Here is a 15753-nt window from a genome sequence, read left to right as displayed (position 1 = left end):
TTTTCGTTCAACAGCACAGGCTCAGTAGCCATGGCCAAGTTCAATCCCGGCGAATTCATGCGCCAGGTTCAGGCGGAAGCACGCAAGGTCGTATGGCCGACGCGTCAGGAAACCGTCACAACCGCGATCTTCGTGGGGATCCTGATGGTGATTCTCGCCCTGTTTTTCCTTGGCGTGGATTCGCTGTTCGGCGCCGTCGTGCGCTGGCTGCTGTCGTTGGCCTGATTTCGAAAGTTACGAGAGACACATGGCTCGCTGGTATATCATCCACGCCTATTCGGGCTTCGAAAACAAGGTCCGCGATTCGATTCTGGCCGAGGCGGAACGCCTTGGTCTGGAAGCGCTGGTCGAAGCGGTCGAGGTTCCGTCCGAGACGTTGACCGAGGTCAAGCGCGGCAAGAAGGTTCAGGTCGAACGCAAGACCATGCCCGGTTACGTGCTGGCCAAGCTGACGCTGAACGATGACGTCTATCACCTCGTCAAGAACACGGCGAAAGTCACCGGCTTCCTTGGTCCCAACGGCAAGCCGCAGGCGATCACCGACCGTGAGGCGGCGCGCTACTTCGGCGCGCGCGATGCCGCTGCGGCCGAACCGAAAAAGCACGTCAGTGTCGATTACGAGATCGGGGATTCGGTCAAGGTGCTCGACGGGCCGTTCAACAGCTTCTCTGGCGTGGTCGAGGAACTCGATTTCGACAAGAACCGGGTCAAGGTTTCGGTCTCGATCTTCGGCCGGGCCACCCCGGTCGAGCTGGACTTCGAGCACGTCGAACTGTCCAAGTAACAACCCGCCGGGGCAACCCGGCAGTTGCAATGGTGTGCGTATTCGCCTACGCGCGCCGCTTCGCTTTGGCTCTGCCACGGCGATTCCATGCGGGAGGCGGCTTTCGGGCCGCCGTTTCACCGCTCACTCTGCGGGCCGGTCCGTCCGGTCCAACAGGAAGAAAGGAGGCCATTCATGGCCAAGAAAATTGAAGGCTATATCAAGCTGCAAGTGAAGGCTGGCTCGGCCACGCCTTCGCCGCCGATCGGTCCGGCACTGGGCCAGCGCGGCGTGAACATCATGGAATTCTGCAAGGCGTTCAATGCCGCCACGCAGGATCTGGAAAAGGGCATGCCGATCCCAACGGTCATCACCGTCTATGCGGACCGCTCGTTCACGTTCGTCACCAAGACCCCGCCCGCCAGCTACCTGATCAAGCAGGCTGCCGGTCTGAAGTCGGGTTCCAAGGAACCGGGCAAGATCTCGGCCGGCGAAATCAAGCGCTCGCAGCTGGCGGCAATCGCCCAGACCAAGATGGCCGACCTCAACGCCAACAACCTTGAGGCCGCCACCAGGATCATCGAAGGCTCCGCTCGCGCGATGGGCCTCCAGGTTGTGGAGGGCTGATATCATGGCCAAGCAAACCAAGAAGCAGAAGGCCCTCGTTGAAAAGCTGGGCGACAACCAGAAGCTCCATGGCGTTGATGATGCCATCCAGTTGCTGAAGGATCTCAAGAGCGCCAAGTTCGACGAGAGCCTGGAAGTTGTGCTGAACCTGGGCGTTGACCCGCGTCACGCCGACCAGATGGTGCGCGGCATGGTCGTGCTGCCTTCGGGCACCGGCAAGGACGTCAAGGTTGCCGTGTTCGCACGCGGCGACAAGGCCGAAGCGGCGCTCGCCGCCGGGGCCGACAAGGTTGGCGCCGAAGACCTGCTGGAAGACATGCAGGCCGGTAACCTCGATTATGGCCGCGTGATCGCCACGCCGGACATGATGGGTGTGGTTGGCCGTCTCGGCAAGGTGCTGGGCCCCAAGGGCCTGATGCCGAACCCGAAGCTGGGCACGGTTACCCCGAACGTCGCCGAAGCGGTCAAGGCTGCCAAGAGCGGCCAGGTTGAGTTCCGCGTCGAAAAGGCCGGGATCATCCATGGCGGTCTGGGCAAGCTGTCGTTCTCGAACGAACAGCTGAAAGCCAACTTCGACGCGTTCGTCGATGCGATCGTCAAGGCGAAGCCGGCTGGCGCGAAGGGCAAGTATGTCCGCAAGATCGGCCTGACCTCGTCGATGGGTCCGGGGATCAAGGTTGACCTGACCGAAATCCACGGCGCCTGATCCAGTCGCGACCAGCGCAATGAACGGGCCGGAAGGGGAAACCTTTCCGGCCCTTTCGTTTGCGCGTCAGCGGCGCAGGTTGGCCGCCGTGTAGCATTCGGTGAGCAGCGCCAGCGGCGCGCCATCAGGCAGGCGCAGCAGCGCACGGTGGGTCAGGATCGTGGCGTCCGGACAACCGGGGCCAGCCCCGCGCAGGCTGGACAGGCGCTGGCGGGTGTAGCGCAGCGGCGCGGCGACTTTGCCGAACGGCACATCGCTGGCGGCCAGCGCCGCGTTCATCGCCGGGGTCAGGTGTTGCGGCACGAACCAGTTATGCGCCTCTGACAGCACCCGCCCGCCGCAGCTGAGCCGGACATGGCGGTAGCCGGGCGGCGCATCGAGTTGCAGCAGCGCGGCAAGGTCGGGCGGATCGGTCCGCATTCCGCCGGGCAGAACCGCTGCGGTAATCCGGGCCGGGCTGGCCATGCCGTGCTGCGCGCACCAGCTGCCGAGTGCTGCGGTGGCGCTGTCATGCGCCGCCAGGGTCGCCTCAAACCGGTCCAGCACGTCCGGCTGCGGCGAAGCGCAGGCCGGCAGGACCAGCGCCGCCAGCGCCGTGGCGGCTATCCTAGATGCCACCTGCCACCGCATCGCGTCCCTGCGCGGTCAGTCCGGCGATTAGCGCGGTGCTGACATCGGCCAGAATGTCCGCGCTGGTCGACCGGATCACGAAATTCGCGCCGACGCGGCCATCGCGGAAGAACGGATAGCTGCCGATCTGGCAATCGTCGTGCAGGCGTTCCGTCGTCGCCAGCAGGTCGGCAATCTCGCTTTCGGCGACCCAGCAGCCGACCGTTGCCGAAAGCACCGGCAGCCCGCCTTCGAGCGTGCCGGTCAGCGCATCGAGCATTCCCGCGGTGATGCTGGGCACACCGGCCATGATGTAAACGTTGCCCAGCTGGATCCCCGGCGCGCCCGACATCCGGTTGGGGATCAGGCTGGCCCCGTCCGGCACCCGCGCCATGCGCAGCCGCGCGTCGTTCAGTCCGCCGCGCGCGGCGTAGTAGCCCTCCAGGATTGCGCGGGCATCGGGGTGGATCACCACGCCCACGCCAAGCGCCTGGGCGACCGCATCAACGGTAATGTCATCGTGGGTCGGGCCGATTCCGCCGGTGGTGAACAGGTAATCGTTGCGCGCCCGCAGCGTGTTCACCGCCTCGACAATGGCATCCACGTCATCGGCCACGATCCGCACTTCGCGCAGGCGGATGCCCTGGACGTTGAGCCAGGCGGCGATCTGCGTGACGTTCTTGTCCTGCGTGCGGCCGGAGAGGATTTCATCCCCGATGACCAGCACTGCGGCGGTCCAGATGCGTGATGTTTCAGCCATAGGCCCCAAGCGTTACGGCAACTTCGCCATTACGCAAGGGGGCTTTCGGTCTGTTCACGCATCCACTTTGGCGCGGACGCGGCGGAACTGCATGACGCCGTCGTCGATCGGGGCGTGGCGCATGTCCTGCTTGTCCTTGCGGTATTCCTGATTGAGCCGCCACGGCAGGGTGGGGGCGTTGCGCGGCATGATGTGCTTGGCGCGCTGGATATAGCCGGAGGAGAAATCGAACACGTCATCCTCATCCGGGCGCTGCTCGTCCGGCAGGGCGGGCACGGCAATCTGGACGTGGTTGGCGTCCATCGCGTTGAGCAGCCGGGTCAGGTAATCGCCGATGATGTCCACCCGCAGCGTCCACGACGCGTTGAGATAGCCGAACGCCCCGGCCATGTTCGGGACGTTGGAGAACATGCAGTTGCGGTAATAGAACGTCTGGGCAAAATCGATCGACTGGCCATCGACGCTGCACGCGATCTTGCCCGCGAAGACCATTTTCAGCCCCGTCGCGGTGATGATCACATCGGCATCGAGGTGTTGCCCGGATTTCAGCTTGATCCCGGTTTCGTCAAAGCATTCGACATGATCGGTCACGACCGAGGCCTTGCCCTGGTTGATCGCGGTGAAGAAATCGGCGTCGGGCACCAGGCACAGGCGCTGGTCCCACGGATCGTAAGGCGGGGTGAACGCCTGCGGATCGTAATTGTCGCCCAGGTTCTGCTTCACCTGGTTGGTCAGGTAATCCTTGACCTTGTCCGGCGCACTGCGGGCGCGCTTGAACATCAGGTCCTGCAGGAAAATATTCTTGGCGCGGGTGATTGCATAGGCGACCTTTTCCGGCAGGAACTTGCGCAGCGCATTGGCAATGCCGTCGCGCGCCGGGCGGCTGGCCATCCAGGTAGGGGTGCGTTGCAGCATCGTGACATGGCCCGCGCCGCCGTGCGCCATCGACGGGACGATGGTAACGGCGGTTGCGCCCGATCCGATCACCACGATCTTCTTGCCGGTATAGTCGAAATCCTTGGGCCAGAACTGCGGGTGGATGATCTGCCCCTTGAAGCTGTCGCGCCCGGCAAACCCGGCATCATAGGGATCATCGTAATCGTAATAGCCCGAACCCAGGAACAGGAACCGGCCCTGCACGCGGGCCAGCGTTCCGTCGGCGGTTTCGGTCGTCACGGTCCAGCGGGCGGTATCGCTGTCCCAGTCCGCCGCGATCACTTTCTGGCCAAACCGCATATGCGGGCGCAGATCGTATTCGGCGGTGATCTCGTTCAGGTAATCGAGGATCGCGGGGCCATCGGCGATCGACTTTTCGTGCTTCCACGGGGCAAAGGCGAAGCCCAGCGTGTGCATGTCGCTGTCTGACCGGATGCCGGGATAGCGGAACAGGTCCCATGTTCCGCCCAGCTGCTCGCGCCGGTCAAGGATCGCAAAGCTCTTGTTCGGGCAGTCCTTGCGCAAGTGGACGGCCATGCCGATGCCGGAAATCCCGGCGCCGACGATCAGGACGTCGAGGCATTCATCGATGGGCGTGATTGCGTTCATGATCCGGCTCCCCCCGGTAAATTGACATTGTTGTAAGTTTCATTGCCGCACGTATCGCAAGCCGTGCGGGATTGCCAGCATCATGCGGGTTTGGCACTGCGATGCAATGGCAATCATCGCAGCCCGCCGATACGCCGCCGGTCAGCCGGTCGAGACCACACTGGCGCTGACCGGCGAGCCGCGCGTGGCGGGGCCGGCCGGCACGTTCGACTGGGTCGGGCTGGCCGAACCGGGCGCGGCGGAAATGGAACTGGCCCGCACCCAGTTCGGGCTGCACCCGCTGGCAGTAGAGGATGCGCTGAACCCCACGCAGCTGCCCAAGGTCGAAATCTATGGGCACACCCTGTTCATTGTCGCGCGGACCGCCGCGATCGAGGAGGGGGAGCGGATCGCCTATGGCCAGACCGCGCTGTTCCTGGGGACGGATTTTCTGATCTCGGTGCGGTTCGGCTCAACCCGGTCGCACACGGCGCTGCGCGCACGGCTGGAAGCCGATGCCGAGCGGATGGCCGAAGGGCCGGACTATGTTGCCCACGCGATCCTCGATTTCATTGTCGATGGCTATCAGCCGATCATGGAAAGGCTGGAAAGCGCGGTGCAGGACATGGAGGAGCGGGCAATCGACACGTTCCCTGAACCGTCCACGATCCGCCGCATTTTCCGCCTTCGCCGCCAGCTCCGCCGGTTCCAGCGGATCGTCGGGCCGATGGAGGAAATGAGCGAGCGGCTGGCGACGGTCGAATTGCCGGTGATCGATCCATCGGCGCGGGTCTGGTTCCGCGATGTGCAGGACCATGTCCGGCGGGCGATGCGGCGGATGCTGGGGCTGGTCGAAACGCTGGCCAGCATCGTCGACACCGCCAGCCTGCTGGAACAGCACCGGCAGGGGCAGATGACCCGGCAGCTGGCTGCCTGGGCCGCGATCCTGGCGGTGCCGACCGCGATTGCCGGGATTTACGGCATGAATTTCGACTATATGCCCGAACTGCGCGAACGCTGGGGCTATCCGGCGGTGCTGGGCCTGATTTTCGGGGTTTGCGGCGGGCTGTATGTGCGGTTCAAGCGGATCGGCTGGCTTTAATCGGCATAGAGGATGAACTGTTCCCACCGCCCGGCATCGCCCGGTTCGGCGTAAGTGGACAGCCGGAACCGCTGGCCGTTGTATCGCACGCTATAGGTCCGCCCTACGAACCCGCCGCGCAGCCACGGGGTGCGGGTGCTGGTGACGGACAGCGGCGCGCCCAGCCCGGCCAGGCTGGTGCGGTAATCGCCCAGCGCGGCGGGGCTGAAATAATACTGCGCGTTGGGGGTAAAGCGCGCCGGATCGATCTGGCCGCTCGCCAGTCCGGCCAGCACTTGCCGGATGTCATCGATCCGGCCGCCAGTGTCCGCGATGCGCGCCGGGACCGGGGGCAGCTTGGGCAGCACAATCGCGGCGATCCGGTTGGTCAGCGCATTTTCCGCGCCGCCGTAATCGGCGTTGGTCAGCACCGTGACGGCAGTGCGCTGGTCCAGCCAGACCGTGTTCTGCGACAGGAACCCGACCGATTCGCCGCCGTGATCGATCCGCGTCCGGCCGCCCACCGTGCGGCGCGAAACGCCCAGACCATACGTGGTGCGCGATCCGTCTGCCAGCCGGGCCGGGGTTTCCATCTGCTCCCAGTCTTCGGGTGGCAACAGTTCGCGGTTGATCCGCGCGATGTTCCAGCGGGCCAGATCGGCCGCCGTCATCGACAGTTCTCCCGCCGCCCACAACCAGCCGCGCGCTGCGGGTTTGGCGGGCCGCACGGGACCGGTGGCATAGCGGTGATAGCCTTGCGGAAAACCGGCCGTGTTGGTGTCATCCAGCGGCAGCGGCCTGATCCCCAGCGGTTTGAACAGGCGCTGTTCCAGTTGCTGCCACAGCGGCGCGCCGCCCGCGATCTCGGCGATCTGGGCCGCGACGACATAGCCGGTGTTGGAATATTCCCAGCGCGTGCCGGGTTCGAACTCCAGCGGCCCGCGTCCCCAGCGCGCCACGATACCCGCCGGGGTGACTGGCTCTGCCGTGGCGGCGAAGGCAAAATCGTGCGGCCAGTAGTCGGGCAGGCCCGAGGTATGCGTCAACATGTGCCGCAGCGTAATCCGCTCCGCCCCCGAAACGTCGGGCAACCAGCGCGACACCGGATCGTCGAGGCTCAGCTTGCCGTCGTTTTCCAGCAACAACAGCAGCGCGGCGATGAACTGCTTGGAATTGGACGCGATCTGATAGGGCAGATCGGGCCGGGACTGGGGTATCGCCTCTGCCGCCTTGCCCCACGCCCCCTGAAACACCAGCTGGCCATCCCGCACTACGGCCACTTGCGCCGATGGCACCCGCGTTTCGCGCAAAGTGCTGGTTACCGCGCGCTCGATCGCCGTCCGCTCAGCAGGAGTGATCGGCTGGGCAGCAGCGGTGAACGGCAGGCACAGGGCAGCAAGAACGGGGAACAGGCGGCGCATGGCCAGAGGCTAAGCGTATTTTCGCCGCTCAGGCAATCACCCCGAACAGATCGTGCGCGTCGGCGTCCTCGATCTCGACCTGCACGATGTCACCGGCCTTCAGACCGGCGGGCACGTTGCGCAAATAGACCGCACCATCGATTTCCGGGGCATCGGCCTGTGACCGCCCGGTCGCGCCGATGTCGCCATCCTCGTCCGGTTCACCCACTTCGTCGATGATCACCGGGAGCGTGCGGCCGACTTTGGCGGCGAGTTTCGCGGCGCTGATCGCGGCGGTCTTTTCCATCAGGCGCTGATAGCGCTCTTCCTTGACCGCTTCGGGCACCGGGTTGGGCAGATCGTTCGCCGCCGCGCCCGCGACCGGTTCGAACCGGAAGCCGCCGACGCGGTCCAGCTGCGCTTCGTCCAGCCAATCGAGCAGGTACTGGAAATCCTCCTCGGTCTCGCCGGGGAAGCCGACCACGAAGCTGGAACGGATCGTGATGTCCGGGCAAATCTCGCGCCACGATTTCAGGCGTTCGAGCACTTTGGCTTCGTTGGCGGGGCGCTTCATCGCCTTCAGCACATTTGGCGCGGCGTGCTGGAACGGAATGTCGAGGTAGGGCGTGATCAGCCCTTCGGCCATCAGCGGGATCACCGCATCGACGTGGGGATAGGGATAGACATAGTGCAGCCGCACCCACGGCGCATGGCCTTCGGGCGTGCGCAGCTGGCCGAGTTCGCGGGCGAGATCGGTCATGTGAGTGCGGACGGCGCGGCCCTTCCACGTCCGTTCCTCGTGCCGCACATCGACGCCATAGGCCGAGGTGTCCTGGCTGATCACCAGCAGTTCCTTCGTCCCCGCCGCGACCAGCTTTTCCGCTTCGCGCAGCACGGCGTCGATCCGGCGGCTGGCCAGCTTGCCGCGCAGCTGCGGGATGATGCAGAACGCGCAGGCGTGGTTGCAGCCTTCGGAAATCTTCAGATAGCTGTAATGGCGCGGGGTCAGCTTGATATCCGCGTCCGACGGCTGCGGGATCAGGTCGACGAACGGGCCTTGTGATGGCGGCGCGGCTTCGTGCACGGCCTCGACCACGGCTTCGTACTGGTGCGCGCCGGTGACGGCCAGCACGGCGGGGAACTTCGCGCGGATCAGCTCCGCCTCATTGCCCATGCACCCGGTCACGATCACGCGGCCGTTCTCGGCAATTGCCTCGCCAATCGCGGCCAGACTTTCTTCCTTGGCGGAATCGAGGAACCCGCAGGTGTTGACCAGCACCACATCTGCCCCGGCATAGTCCGCGCTCATGGCATAGCCATCAGCGCGCAGCCGGGTGAGGATGCGTTCGCTGTCGACCAGCGCCTTGGGACAGCCCAGGCTGACCATGCCGACTTTGCGGGCTTCAGGAATCTCGATTGCCATGGGCGCGGCCCCTACACGGGTTATGCGGATTTCGCTACTGTTGTGGTTTGGCGGCACAGGAGCAGGCAATGGGTCCGATGAACTGGTTGGGCGTGGCGGCGGCGGCGCTGATCGCTGCGGGCCTGCTGCTGGCGCTGCGGCGCGGGATTTCGCCGGTGGTTGCCGTGGGCGGGATGCTGGTGTCCGCCGGGATGCTGGGCCACGCGCTCGCCCGGATCGGGCCGGAGACGCTGGCGGCCAAGCCGTGGCTCTATTTCATGCAATCAGGCGGGCTGGCGCTGGCCTTTGTGATCCCGGCGCTGTGGATCAGCCAGTCACGCGACGGCACGCCGCGCGCGGAGACGGTCAAGGACAGCGGGGCGTTTCTGCTCGCCTATCTGGCGATGGGCGGGGTGTTTTTCCTGCTGGGGTAGCGGTTGTGGGGGCGGGGTTTTTGGGTTCACACGAAGACACGAAGATGTTTTGTTTGCGCCCATCCGATGTGGTGGCCTGAATGGCTGGAATGTCGACCAGATCGGCGCCTCAACCCACGTCATGCTGAACTTGTTTCAGCATCCATCATGCCTCGCAAGCGGCGGTGCGATGGGAGAAATGGACCCTGAAACAAGTTCAGGGTGACGATTTCTGGGCTAATCTGCAATCACTGACAGGGGCGCAAGCGTCAGCGGCCCATCCGTGACGACGATGTAGCCAACGCCGGTTGGCGAGCGGAAGCCTGCCTCGCAAGCATCAACCTCGTTCCTGATCTCCAGGCAGAAGTCCTCGGGCGTGGTTCGCTCTTCGAGAAACGAAACAAGGAAGGCATGTTCCATCGGCCCAAACCCATCCGGATCACCCCGCCGTCGGCACCACCGCCACGATCACGTCGCCAGCCTCGATCCGGTTGGCGTCCGCTTCCCAGAAGCCGATCTCGCGCCCATTGCGGTTGATCCGCAGGCCGCGCACCGAATTGGGCAGATCGTTCAGGCCCCGGCCGATTTCGTCGGGCAGGGCGGGGCGTTCGACCAGCTGGACGTTGCCCGATGCGGTGGCCAGATCGGCCAGATAGTCGGCCACGTGGCTGCCCTGCGCCGATCCGGCCAGCAGCAGCCCGGTGAAGCGCACCGGGTTGATGACGTTGTCTGCCCCGGCCTGACGCGCCAGGATCTCGTTATCCTCGTTGCGGACGACCACGCTGATCGGAACGCTGGGGGCGAGGTGGCGCACGGTCAGCACGATCAGGATCGAGCTGTCGTCGCGCCCGGCGGAAACCAGCACGGTTCCGGCGCTGTCAATCCGGACCGCTTTCAGCGCCTCGTCGCGGCTGGCGTCGTCCTGAATGACGTTGCAGCCCAGCGCCTCAGCCTCGGCCAGACGGTCGGCGCTGCCGTCCATCACGACGATGCTGCCGGGATCGGTCCCGCGATCGATCAACTCGCCCACCGCCTGCGACCCGCTGATGCCGAAGCCCAGCACGACGACATGGCCGGTCAGCCGTTCCTGAATCCGCCGCATCCGCCAATTCTCCCAGCTGCGCTTGATGATGAAGTTATAGGCCGTGCCGACGAAGATAAACAGCACCGCCAGCCGGATCGGGGTGACGATCACCGCTTCGACTAGCCGCGCCTGATCGCTGACCGGGGCGATATCGCCAAAGCCGGTGGTGGTGATGGAAATCATCGTGAAATAGACGACATCCAGAAAGCTGATGTGCCCATCAAGGCTGTCTGTCAGCCCTTCGCGGTCCAGCCAGTGGATCAGCACCACGACCGAGATCAGCCCCAGCGCGGCGAACAGGCGCAAGCCGATATCGGCCCAGACCGGCACCTTGATCTGCCGCCGCAGCGGGCGGAACGGAGTGAAACGGGCGCGGCGGGTCATCGTGCGGGCAGGTAATCGACCGGGTCGAGCGCAACGCGGTTGCGGCGCACTTCGAAGTGGACCTGCGGCGAGGTGGCGAGGCCCGTTTCGCCCGCCAGCCCGATCCGCTCGCCCTGCTTGACCGCCTCGCCGTCCTTGACGGTGATCTTGTCGAGGAACGAGTAGGTCGTGGTCCAGCGGCCGGTGTGATAGACGATCACCGTCAGCCCGTATTCCTTTGGCCCCTGCCCGGCAAAGATCACCTTGCCCGCAGCGGCGGCGCGCACGGCATCGCCTTTGTCGGCGGTCAGGTCGATCCCGTCATGCCAGCCGGATTTGCCGCGCGGGGAAAATTCCCGCCGGACCTTGCCGCCGTGCGGCCAGGCGAAGCGCGGGGCCTTGGTATCTGGCGGCAGCCTGGCGGTGGGCGTCGCGCTGGCGGTGGGTTCCGGTTCAGGGACGGCGCTGGCCACCGGAGCGGGCGTGGCCGCGCCCTTGATCAGCGTCGGGATTGCCAGTTTTTGTCCGGCCTTGACCGCAGCCTTGGAATCAAGGCCATTGGCGGCGGCAATGGCGGGCCACGGCACGCCGTAATCCAGCGCGATGCCGAACCCGGTTTCGCCGTCCTTGACCGTGTGGGTGCGGCGGCGCGGGATCACCAGCTTCTGTCCGATGCGGACCAGATAGGGCGCCTTCAGCCCGTTCGCCTCGATAATCAGCAGGCGCGGCACTTCCACCCGGTTGGCGATGCCGCCCAGTGTTTCGCCGGGCTTCACCACGTATTCGGTCGCGGTTCTGGGATCGTCGGCCCGGTTTTCGGCAGAAGATTGCGCCGCAACCGGCGCACCCAGCAGCAGCGCGACGACTCCGAACAGGAGCGCCGCGCGGGGCATCAGGCGAACCGCTCTGCCATCGCGGCCAGCGATGCGTTGTGGGTCAGATCAAGTTGCAGCGGGGTTACGGACACATAGCCATCCTGGATTGCTTCAAGGTCGGTTGCATGGCCGGGGGTATGTTCAATCCCGTGCAGTCCGAACCAGAAGTAACGGTACCCCCTTGGATCGGTTCCTTCAACCACCGATCCACGCGCATAGTCATGAAATCCCTGCCGAACTACGCGGATGCCCTTGACCTCGTCCGGGGCGATGGCGGGGAAGTTGACGTTGACCAGTGTGCGTTCGGCAAAGGGCACGCCCAGCAGCGGTTCGATCACCCGCTCGCCCCATGCCTCGGCGGCGGCGAAGGGCACGGTGTCGCCCATCCCTTCCTGCGCATAGACCTGGCTCAGCGCGATCGAGCGAATGCCCGCGAGCGCGCCTTCGATGGCGGCGGAAACGGTGCCTGAATACGTCACGTCATCGCCCAGATTCGCCCCGCGATTGACGCCGGACAGGATCAGGTCGGGCTTGCCAGGCATCACCTCGCGCAGCGCCATCATGACCGAATCGGTCGGCGTGCCCGATACCGAAAAGCGCCGCGCATCGTGCTGGCGCAGGCGCACCGGCCGCGACAGGGTCAGCGAATGGCCCGCGCCGGACTGTTCCTCGGCCGGGGCGCAAATCCAGATATCGTCGGAAAAGCGCGCCGCGATTCGTTCCAGCACGGTCAGGCCGGGAGCGAAGATGCCGTCGTCGTTGGTCAGTAAGATACGCATGGCAACCTCGCTAACCGAGTGAAAAGGGATCGTCACCCTGAACTTGTTTCAGGGTCCATTTCTCCGCTCAAGCCTGCATTGGCCGACTTGGAGTCACGCCTGCCGCGCCAAACTTGCGGCCCGATGGATGCTGAAACAAGTTCAGCATGACGGAGCTTTCAAATATCAACGCCAAAGAAAGTCGAAATCAGGCTCCAGCTTGTCGATTCCGCCCATGTAGGGGCGCAGCGCGGCGGGGACGGTGACCGATCCGTCAGCGTTCTGATAGTTTTCCAGCACCGCCACCAGCGTGCGGCCCACGGCGAGGCCCGATCCGTTGAGCGTGTGGACGAATTCCGTCCCCTTCGCGCCGTCGGGGCGATAGCGCGCATTCATCCGCCGCGCCTGAAAATCGCCGCAGTTGGAAATGCTCGAAATCTCGCGGTAAGCGCCCTGTCCGGGCAGCCACACTTCCAGATCATACGTTTTGCGCGCGGTAAAGCCCATGTCGCCCGCGCAGAGGATTACCTTGCGATAGGGCAGGTCCAGCGCCTGGAGGATCGATTCGGCCGCCTGCGCCATCCGCTCATGCTCGGCGGCGCTGTCATCCGGCTTGCAGATGGTGACGAGTTCGACCTTCTCGAACTGGTGCTGGCGGATATAGCCGCGCGTATCCTTGCCGGCCGCGCCCGCTTCGCTGCGGAAGCACGGGGTCAGCGCGGTCATCCGCAGGGGGAGCGCCGCTTCGGTCAGGATCTCCTCGCGCACCGAATTGGTGAGGGAAACTTCGGCGGTGGGGATCAGCCAGCGACCATCGGTGGTGCGGAAATTGTCCTCGGCGAACTTGGGCAGCTGGCCGGTGCCGAACAGCGCGTCGCTCTTGACCAGCAGCGGCGTGGCGCATTCGCTGTAGCCGTTCACGCCGGTCTGGTGATCGAGCATGAACTGCCCCAGCGCGCGTTGCAGCCGCGCCATCTGCCCGCGCAGGAAGGTGAAGCGCGCGCCCGAAATCTTCGCGCCGGTTTCAAAGTCCAGCCCCAGCGCCGGACCGATATCGGTGTGTTCCTGCGGCGTGAAGTCAAAGCTGCGCGGGGTGCCCCAGCGGCTGACTTCGACATTTTCGCTCTCGTCCGCGCCGTCCGGCACCGCCGCGTCGGGCAGGTTGGGGTGGCGGGCCAACTCGTCGTTCAGCCGGGCGAGCAGATCGCGGTCGTCGGCTTCCAGTGCGGGCAGGGTGTCTTTCAGCGCGGCGACTTCGGCCTTCAGCCGCTCCGCCTCATCCTTGTCACCGCGTGCCATCGCGGCGCCAATCGCCTTCGAGGCGTCGTTGCGGCGGCTCTGCGCTTCCTGCATCTGCGTGGCGACCGCGCGGCGCCGGGTGTCGAGCGCCAGGATTTCAGCCGAAACCGGCTCTACCCCGCGGCGGGCGAGGGCGGCGTCAAAAGCGGCGGGATTGTCCCGGATCTGGCGGATATCATGCATGGCGCGGCCTATGCCCGCTTGAGGCCCGGCTTTCAACCGTATCCGGCAACCATGTCAGGGAGAGGAAGTGGTGGGCGCGGCAGGTATTGAACCTGCGACCCCACCCGTGTGAAGGGAGCCAGCCAAATCAATTAGTTAGCTGTTTTCGTTGCAGAAATAGCCTCTTGTACAAAGGGCGCTGTACGCGATTTGTACGAGAGGGCCTCTGGAGGCCCTCGAAAACGCGCATATCTGGTCGGATTTCGGCAGCGACGGAGGCGGCCGCCAGACCGCCAGACCGAAAACGAAAAACCGCCGGAAGGGCTGCCACCCTCGCCAGCGGTCATTTCGATAGCGTTGCAGCTACCCGAGCCTTTTACGCCATCACGGAATCGCGTGCAAGCATTGAGCTTGTGGGCGGTGCTTCATGAGCGCGACACTTGCCCATGGCGGGCTTCCCCAGGGCGTCAGACGCGTCGATCTGCTGTCGCTGGTTGAGGATCTCGGCAAGCGTGGCCTTGGACTGTCCAGCACGGCGACCCGGGTGCTTCGGCACTATGTCTGGCGCTCGCGCGATGACGACTACCGGGCCGGTCGCATCTGCGCCGTCTGGGATCGGGTCTGCCGAACTGCCGACGACCTCGATCTGTGCAGCCGTGCCATCAACGATGCCGAGCGCGAACTTGAGGCAAAAGGACTGATCGCCAGGACCACGGGCGGCAATGGTGCCCGCTCAGGACTCAGGAGCGGCGGAAGCATCCGATGGGCGGCGGGCATCAACCTTGCGCCTCTGATCGAGCGCTACGCCCACCTGAAGGCGACATGGGAGGCTCGTCGCCTAGAGCAGCAGGCAGTGGATACTTGCAAGGCCGAGATCCGACGAACGCGCCGCCTGATCCGCGATGCGGGAGAGCCGGAGCTGATCGCACGGGCCGACGCGATCCTGCCCGACGGCCGGCTAGCTCCAATCCACCGCATCGAGAGGCTGGAGGCAATTCAGTCTGCTCTAGAAGCCGTGCTTGCGGACCTCGCCAGCGATCCCCGTGCGACGAAAACTTCCGATCGACCGGAAGAAGACGACCGACCCAACATACAGAATCAGGATTCATCACGATCCTGTAGCGAGCGGCCGGAGCCGACGATCACACCGCGCGCGGCGCTCGAACTCGCTTCCGAGGAGTATCGTGCAATCGCATCGGCCCATGGCGATCCGGCGTGGCCATGTCTGATCGAGGCATCGCGGCAGACAGCAAGCTGGCTTGGCATCGGCCAACGCACTTGGGGCAAGGCCTGCTCCGTGCTTGGCCGGGAACGAGCGGCCCTGTGCGTGCTGGTCATCGACCGCAACGCTCGTCTGCGAACCGGTCACCGCTATCTGGCAAGGCATCCGGGCAAGTGCTTCAGCGGCATGGTCCGCAGTGTCAAGCGAGCCGGGTTCAATCTCGATGGGCTGCTGAGGGCATTCCAGCGGGAAGAGGCGGCAACGCCCGGTGTCCATTCAGCGCCATCGCTACCCGAGGCCGAGCAGGGCCAAAGCATGGCCTTCCTCACAGCCCAAATCCTCGCGCGCATCGGCATCCCCATGGGAGATCCGGAATGACCACGCCTGCCAGCTTTACACATGATCTCGAGTGGCCATCGGGCCGTCCTTGTCCCGCCGGAATTACCCCTCAGGCAGCCTCGAAGAGCACAAATGACCTCAGCTGGTTCCTCGCGCTTTTTTTGCTTGAAGGTGCACACACCACGCTACGGGGTAGCAATCCGGAGGGAGTCCAGAAGGCGCGGAATTCCTGCATTCTAGGCGCTAGTCCAGTCCTTACATCGAGCCGAAAAGCTCTTTTTGCTGCGAATACGGCTAGAGCGGGCAAATATAACCTCAATAGATCAATACCTTGGCGAATAGGCGTTGAGCGCTACCCGCTGGCTC

17 protein-coding genes are annotated in these 15753 nt (G+C 64.7%); 7 read left to right on the top strand and 10 right to left on the bottom strand.

Annotation, left to right across the window (positions count from 1 at the left end; all coding sequences use genetic code 11):
• Positions 1–30 precede the first annotated feature (30 nt).
• The 4 genes from secE to rplA all read left to right on the top strand — a co-directional run bounded on the left by secE (position 31) and on the right by rplA (position 2096).
• Positions 31–225 carry a preprotein translocase subunit SecE gene (secE, locus tag Q8Q53_RS11970; RefSeq protein WP_305702006.1) on the top strand — a complete coding sequence of 65 codons (195 nt, stop codon included), beginning with the start codon at positions 31–33 and terminating at the stop codon, positions 223–225.
• Positions 226–247: 22 nt separating this feature from the next.
• Entirely contained in the window at positions 248–784 is a 537-nt protein-coding gene (gene nusG / locus Q8Q53_RS11965; protein ID WP_305702005.1) for a transcription termination/antitermination protein NusG, read from the top strand.
• A gap of 174 nt (positions 785–958) precedes the next feature.
• A complete protein-coding gene (gene rplK / locus Q8Q53_RS11960; protein ID WP_305702004.1) occupies positions 959–1390 on the top strand; it encodes a 50S ribosomal protein L11 in 432 nt (143 codons plus the stop codon).
• A gap of 4 nt (positions 1391–1394) precedes the next feature.
• Positions 1395–2096 carry a 50S ribosomal protein L1 gene (rplA, locus tag Q8Q53_RS11955; RefSeq protein WP_305702003.1) on the top strand — a complete coding sequence of 234 codons (702 nt, stop codon included), beginning with the start codon at positions 1395–1397 and terminating at the stop codon, positions 2094–2096.
• 66 nt (positions 2097–2162) lie between these two features.
• Here rplA and Q8Q53_RS11950 read toward each other — a convergent pair whose 3' ends face one another.
• Genes Q8Q53_RS11950 through Q8Q53_RS11940 form a run of 3 tightly spaced genes read right to left on the bottom strand, consistent with a single transcriptional unit; the run spans position 2163 to position 5010 of the window.
• Positions 2163–2714, bottom strand: a complete 552-nt coding sequence (locus Q8Q53_RS11950) for a hypothetical protein (RefSeq protein ID WP_305702002.1) — start codon at positions 2712–2714, stop codon at positions 2163–2165.
• Positions 2704–3465 (bottom strand): molybdopterin-binding protein, encoded by a 762-nt coding sequence (locus tag Q8Q53_RS11945; protein WP_305702001.1) that lies wholly within the window; start codon positions 3463–3465, stop codon positions 2704–2706. The genes Q8Q53_RS11950 and Q8Q53_RS11945 overlap by 11 nt, the downstream gene beginning before the upstream one ends.
• Before the next feature lie 54 nt (positions 3466–3519).
• Positions 3520–5010, bottom strand: a complete 1491-nt coding sequence (locus tag Q8Q53_RS11940) for an NAD(P)/FAD-dependent oxidoreductase (protein WP_305702000.1) — start codon at positions 5008–5010, stop codon at positions 3520–3522.
• A gap of 106 nt (positions 5011–5116) precedes the next feature.
• Between Q8Q53_RS11940 and Q8Q53_RS11935 the strand changes: the two genes are divergently transcribed.
• Entirely contained in the window at positions 5117–6091 is a 975-nt protein-coding gene (locus Q8Q53_RS11935) for a magnesium and cobalt transport protein CorA (protein ID WP_305701999.1), read from the top strand.
• Here Q8Q53_RS11935 and Q8Q53_RS11930 read toward each other — a convergent pair.
• Together Q8Q53_RS11930 and rimO are read right to left on the bottom strand one after the other, a co-directional pair.
• A complete protein-coding gene (locus tag Q8Q53_RS11930; RefSeq protein WP_305701998.1) occupies positions 6088–7491 on the bottom strand; it encodes a serine hydrolase in 1404 nt (467 codons plus the stop codon). The two genes, Q8Q53_RS11935 and Q8Q53_RS11930, sit on opposite strands and share 4 nt — an antisense overlap.
• Before the next feature lie 28 nt (positions 7492–7519).
• Complete coding sequence (rimO, locus tag Q8Q53_RS11925; RefSeq protein ID WP_305701997.1) at positions 7520–8893, bottom strand: 30S ribosomal protein S12 methylthiotransferase RimO; 1374 nt, start codon at positions 8891–8893, stop codon at positions 7520–7522.
• A 68-nt stretch (positions 8894–8961) separates the two neighbouring features.
• Between rimO and Q8Q53_RS11920 the strand changes: the two genes are divergently transcribed.
• Positions 8962–9306 carry a DUF1761 domain-containing protein gene (locus Q8Q53_RS11920; protein WP_305701996.1) on the top strand — a complete coding sequence of 115 codons (345 nt, stop codon included), beginning with the start codon at positions 8962–8964 and terminating at the stop codon, positions 9304–9306.
• Between the two features lie 216 nt (positions 9307–9522).
• On the opposite strand, the gene Q8Q53_RS11915 is transcribed toward Q8Q53_RS11920, so the two are convergent.
• From Q8Q53_RS11915 to serS, 5 genes are all read right to left on the bottom strand, one after another.
• Positions 9523–9705 (bottom strand): hypothetical protein, encoded by a 183-nt coding sequence (locus tag Q8Q53_RS11915; protein ID WP_305701995.1) that lies wholly within the window; start codon positions 9703–9705, stop codon positions 9523–9525.
• A 19-nt stretch (positions 9706–9724) separates the two neighbouring features.
• Positions 9725–10753, bottom strand: coding sequence for a TrkA family potassium uptake protein (locus tag Q8Q53_RS11910; RefSeq protein ID WP_305701994.1), 1029 nt, complete (start codon positions 10751–10753; stop codon positions 9725–9727).
• Complete coding sequence (locus Q8Q53_RS11905) at positions 10750–11625, bottom strand: M23 family metallopeptidase (protein ID WP_305701993.1); 876 nt, start codon at positions 11623–11625, stop codon at positions 10750–10752. The genes Q8Q53_RS11910 and Q8Q53_RS11905 overlap by 4 nt, the downstream gene beginning before the upstream one ends.
• Entirely contained in the window at positions 11625–12386 is a 762-nt protein-coding gene (gene surE, locus Q8Q53_RS11900) for a 5'/3'-nucleotidase SurE (protein ID WP_305701992.1), read from the bottom strand. Before surE ends, Q8Q53_RS11905 begins: the two co-directional genes overlap by 1 nt.
• 165 nt (positions 12387–12551) lie before the next feature.
• Positions 12552–13847: a serine--tRNA ligase gene (gene serS / locus Q8Q53_RS11895; RefSeq protein ID WP_305701991.1), complete on the bottom strand. Its 1296-nt coding sequence runs from the start codon at positions 13845–13847 to the stop codon at positions 12552–12554.
• Between the two features lie 406 nt (positions 13848–14253).
• Here serS and Q8Q53_RS11890 point away from each other — a divergent pair, with 406 nt between their 5' ends.
• A complete protein-coding gene (locus Q8Q53_RS11890; RefSeq protein WP_305701990.1) occupies positions 14254–15426 on the top strand; it encodes a helix-turn-helix domain-containing protein in 1173 nt (390 codons plus the stop codon).
• Positions 15427–15753 lie beyond the last annotated feature (327 nt).

Origin of the sequence: Novosphingobium sp., from assembly GCF_030699305.1 — a bacterium.
Classification (GTDB): Bacteria; Pseudomonadota; Alphaproteobacteria; order Sphingomonadales; family Sphingomonadaceae; genus Novosphingobium.
This window is presented reverse-complemented; position numbering and strand designations above follow the sequence as displayed.

Coding starts and splice junctions, on each gene's coding strand:
- secE (WP_305702006.1), top strand. CDS start 31: ATGGCCAAGTTCAATCCCGGCGAATTCATGCGCCAGGTTCAGGCGGAA.
- nusG (WP_305702005.1), top strand. CDS start 248: ATGGCTCGCTGGTATATCATCCACGCCTATTCGGGCTTCGAAAACAAG.
- rplK (WP_305702004.1), top strand. CDS start 959: ATGGCCAAGAAAATTGAAGGCTATATCAAGCTGCAAGTGAAGGCTGGC.
- rplA (WP_305702003.1), top strand. CDS start 1,395: ATGGCCAAGCAAACCAAGAAGCAGAAGGCCCTCGTTGAAAAGCTGGGC.
- Q8Q53_RS11945 (WP_305702001.1), bottom strand. CDS start 3,465: ATGGCTGAAACATCACGCATCTGGACCGCCGCAGTGCTGGTCATCGGG.
- Q8Q53_RS11940 (WP_305702000.1), bottom strand. CDS start 5,010: ATGAACGCAATCACGCCCATCGATGAATGCCTCGACGTCCTGATCGTC.
- Q8Q53_RS11935 (WP_305701999.1), top strand. CDS start 5,117: ATGGCAATCATCGCAGCCCGCCGATACGCCGCCGGTCAGCCGGTCGAG.
- Q8Q53_RS11930 (WP_305701998.1), bottom strand. CDS start 7,491: ATGCGCCGCCTGTTCCCCGTTCTTGCTGCCCTGTGCCTGCCGTTCACC.
- rimO (WP_305701997.1), bottom strand. CDS start 8,893: ATGGCAATCGAGATTCCTGAAGCCCGCAAAGTCGGCATGGTCAGCCTG.
- Q8Q53_RS11920 (WP_305701996.1), top strand. CDS start 8,962: ATGGGTCCGATGAACTGGTTGGGCGTGGCGGCGGCGGCGCTGATCGCT.
- Q8Q53_RS11915 (WP_305701995.1), bottom strand. CDS start 9,705: ATGGAACATGCCTTCCTTGTTTCGTTTCTCGAAGAGCGAACCACGCCC.
- Q8Q53_RS11910 (WP_305701994.1), bottom strand. CDS start 10,753: ATGACCCGCCGCGCCCGTTTCACTCCGTTCCGCCCGCTGCGGCGGCAG.
- Q8Q53_RS11905 (WP_305701993.1), bottom strand. CDS start 11,625: ATGCCCCGCGCGGCGCTCCTGTTCGGAGTCGTCGCGCTGCTGCTGGGT.
- surE (WP_305701992.1), bottom strand. CDS start 12,386: ATGCGTATCTTACTGACCAACGACGACGGCATCTTCGCTCCCGGCCTG.
- serS (WP_305701991.1), bottom strand. CDS start 13,847: ATGCATGATATCCGCCAGATCCGGGACAATCCCGCCGCTTTTGACGCC.
- Q8Q53_RS11890 (WP_305701990.1), top strand. CDS start 14,254: ATGAGCGCGACACTTGCCCATGGCGGGCTTCCCCAGGGCGTCAGACGC.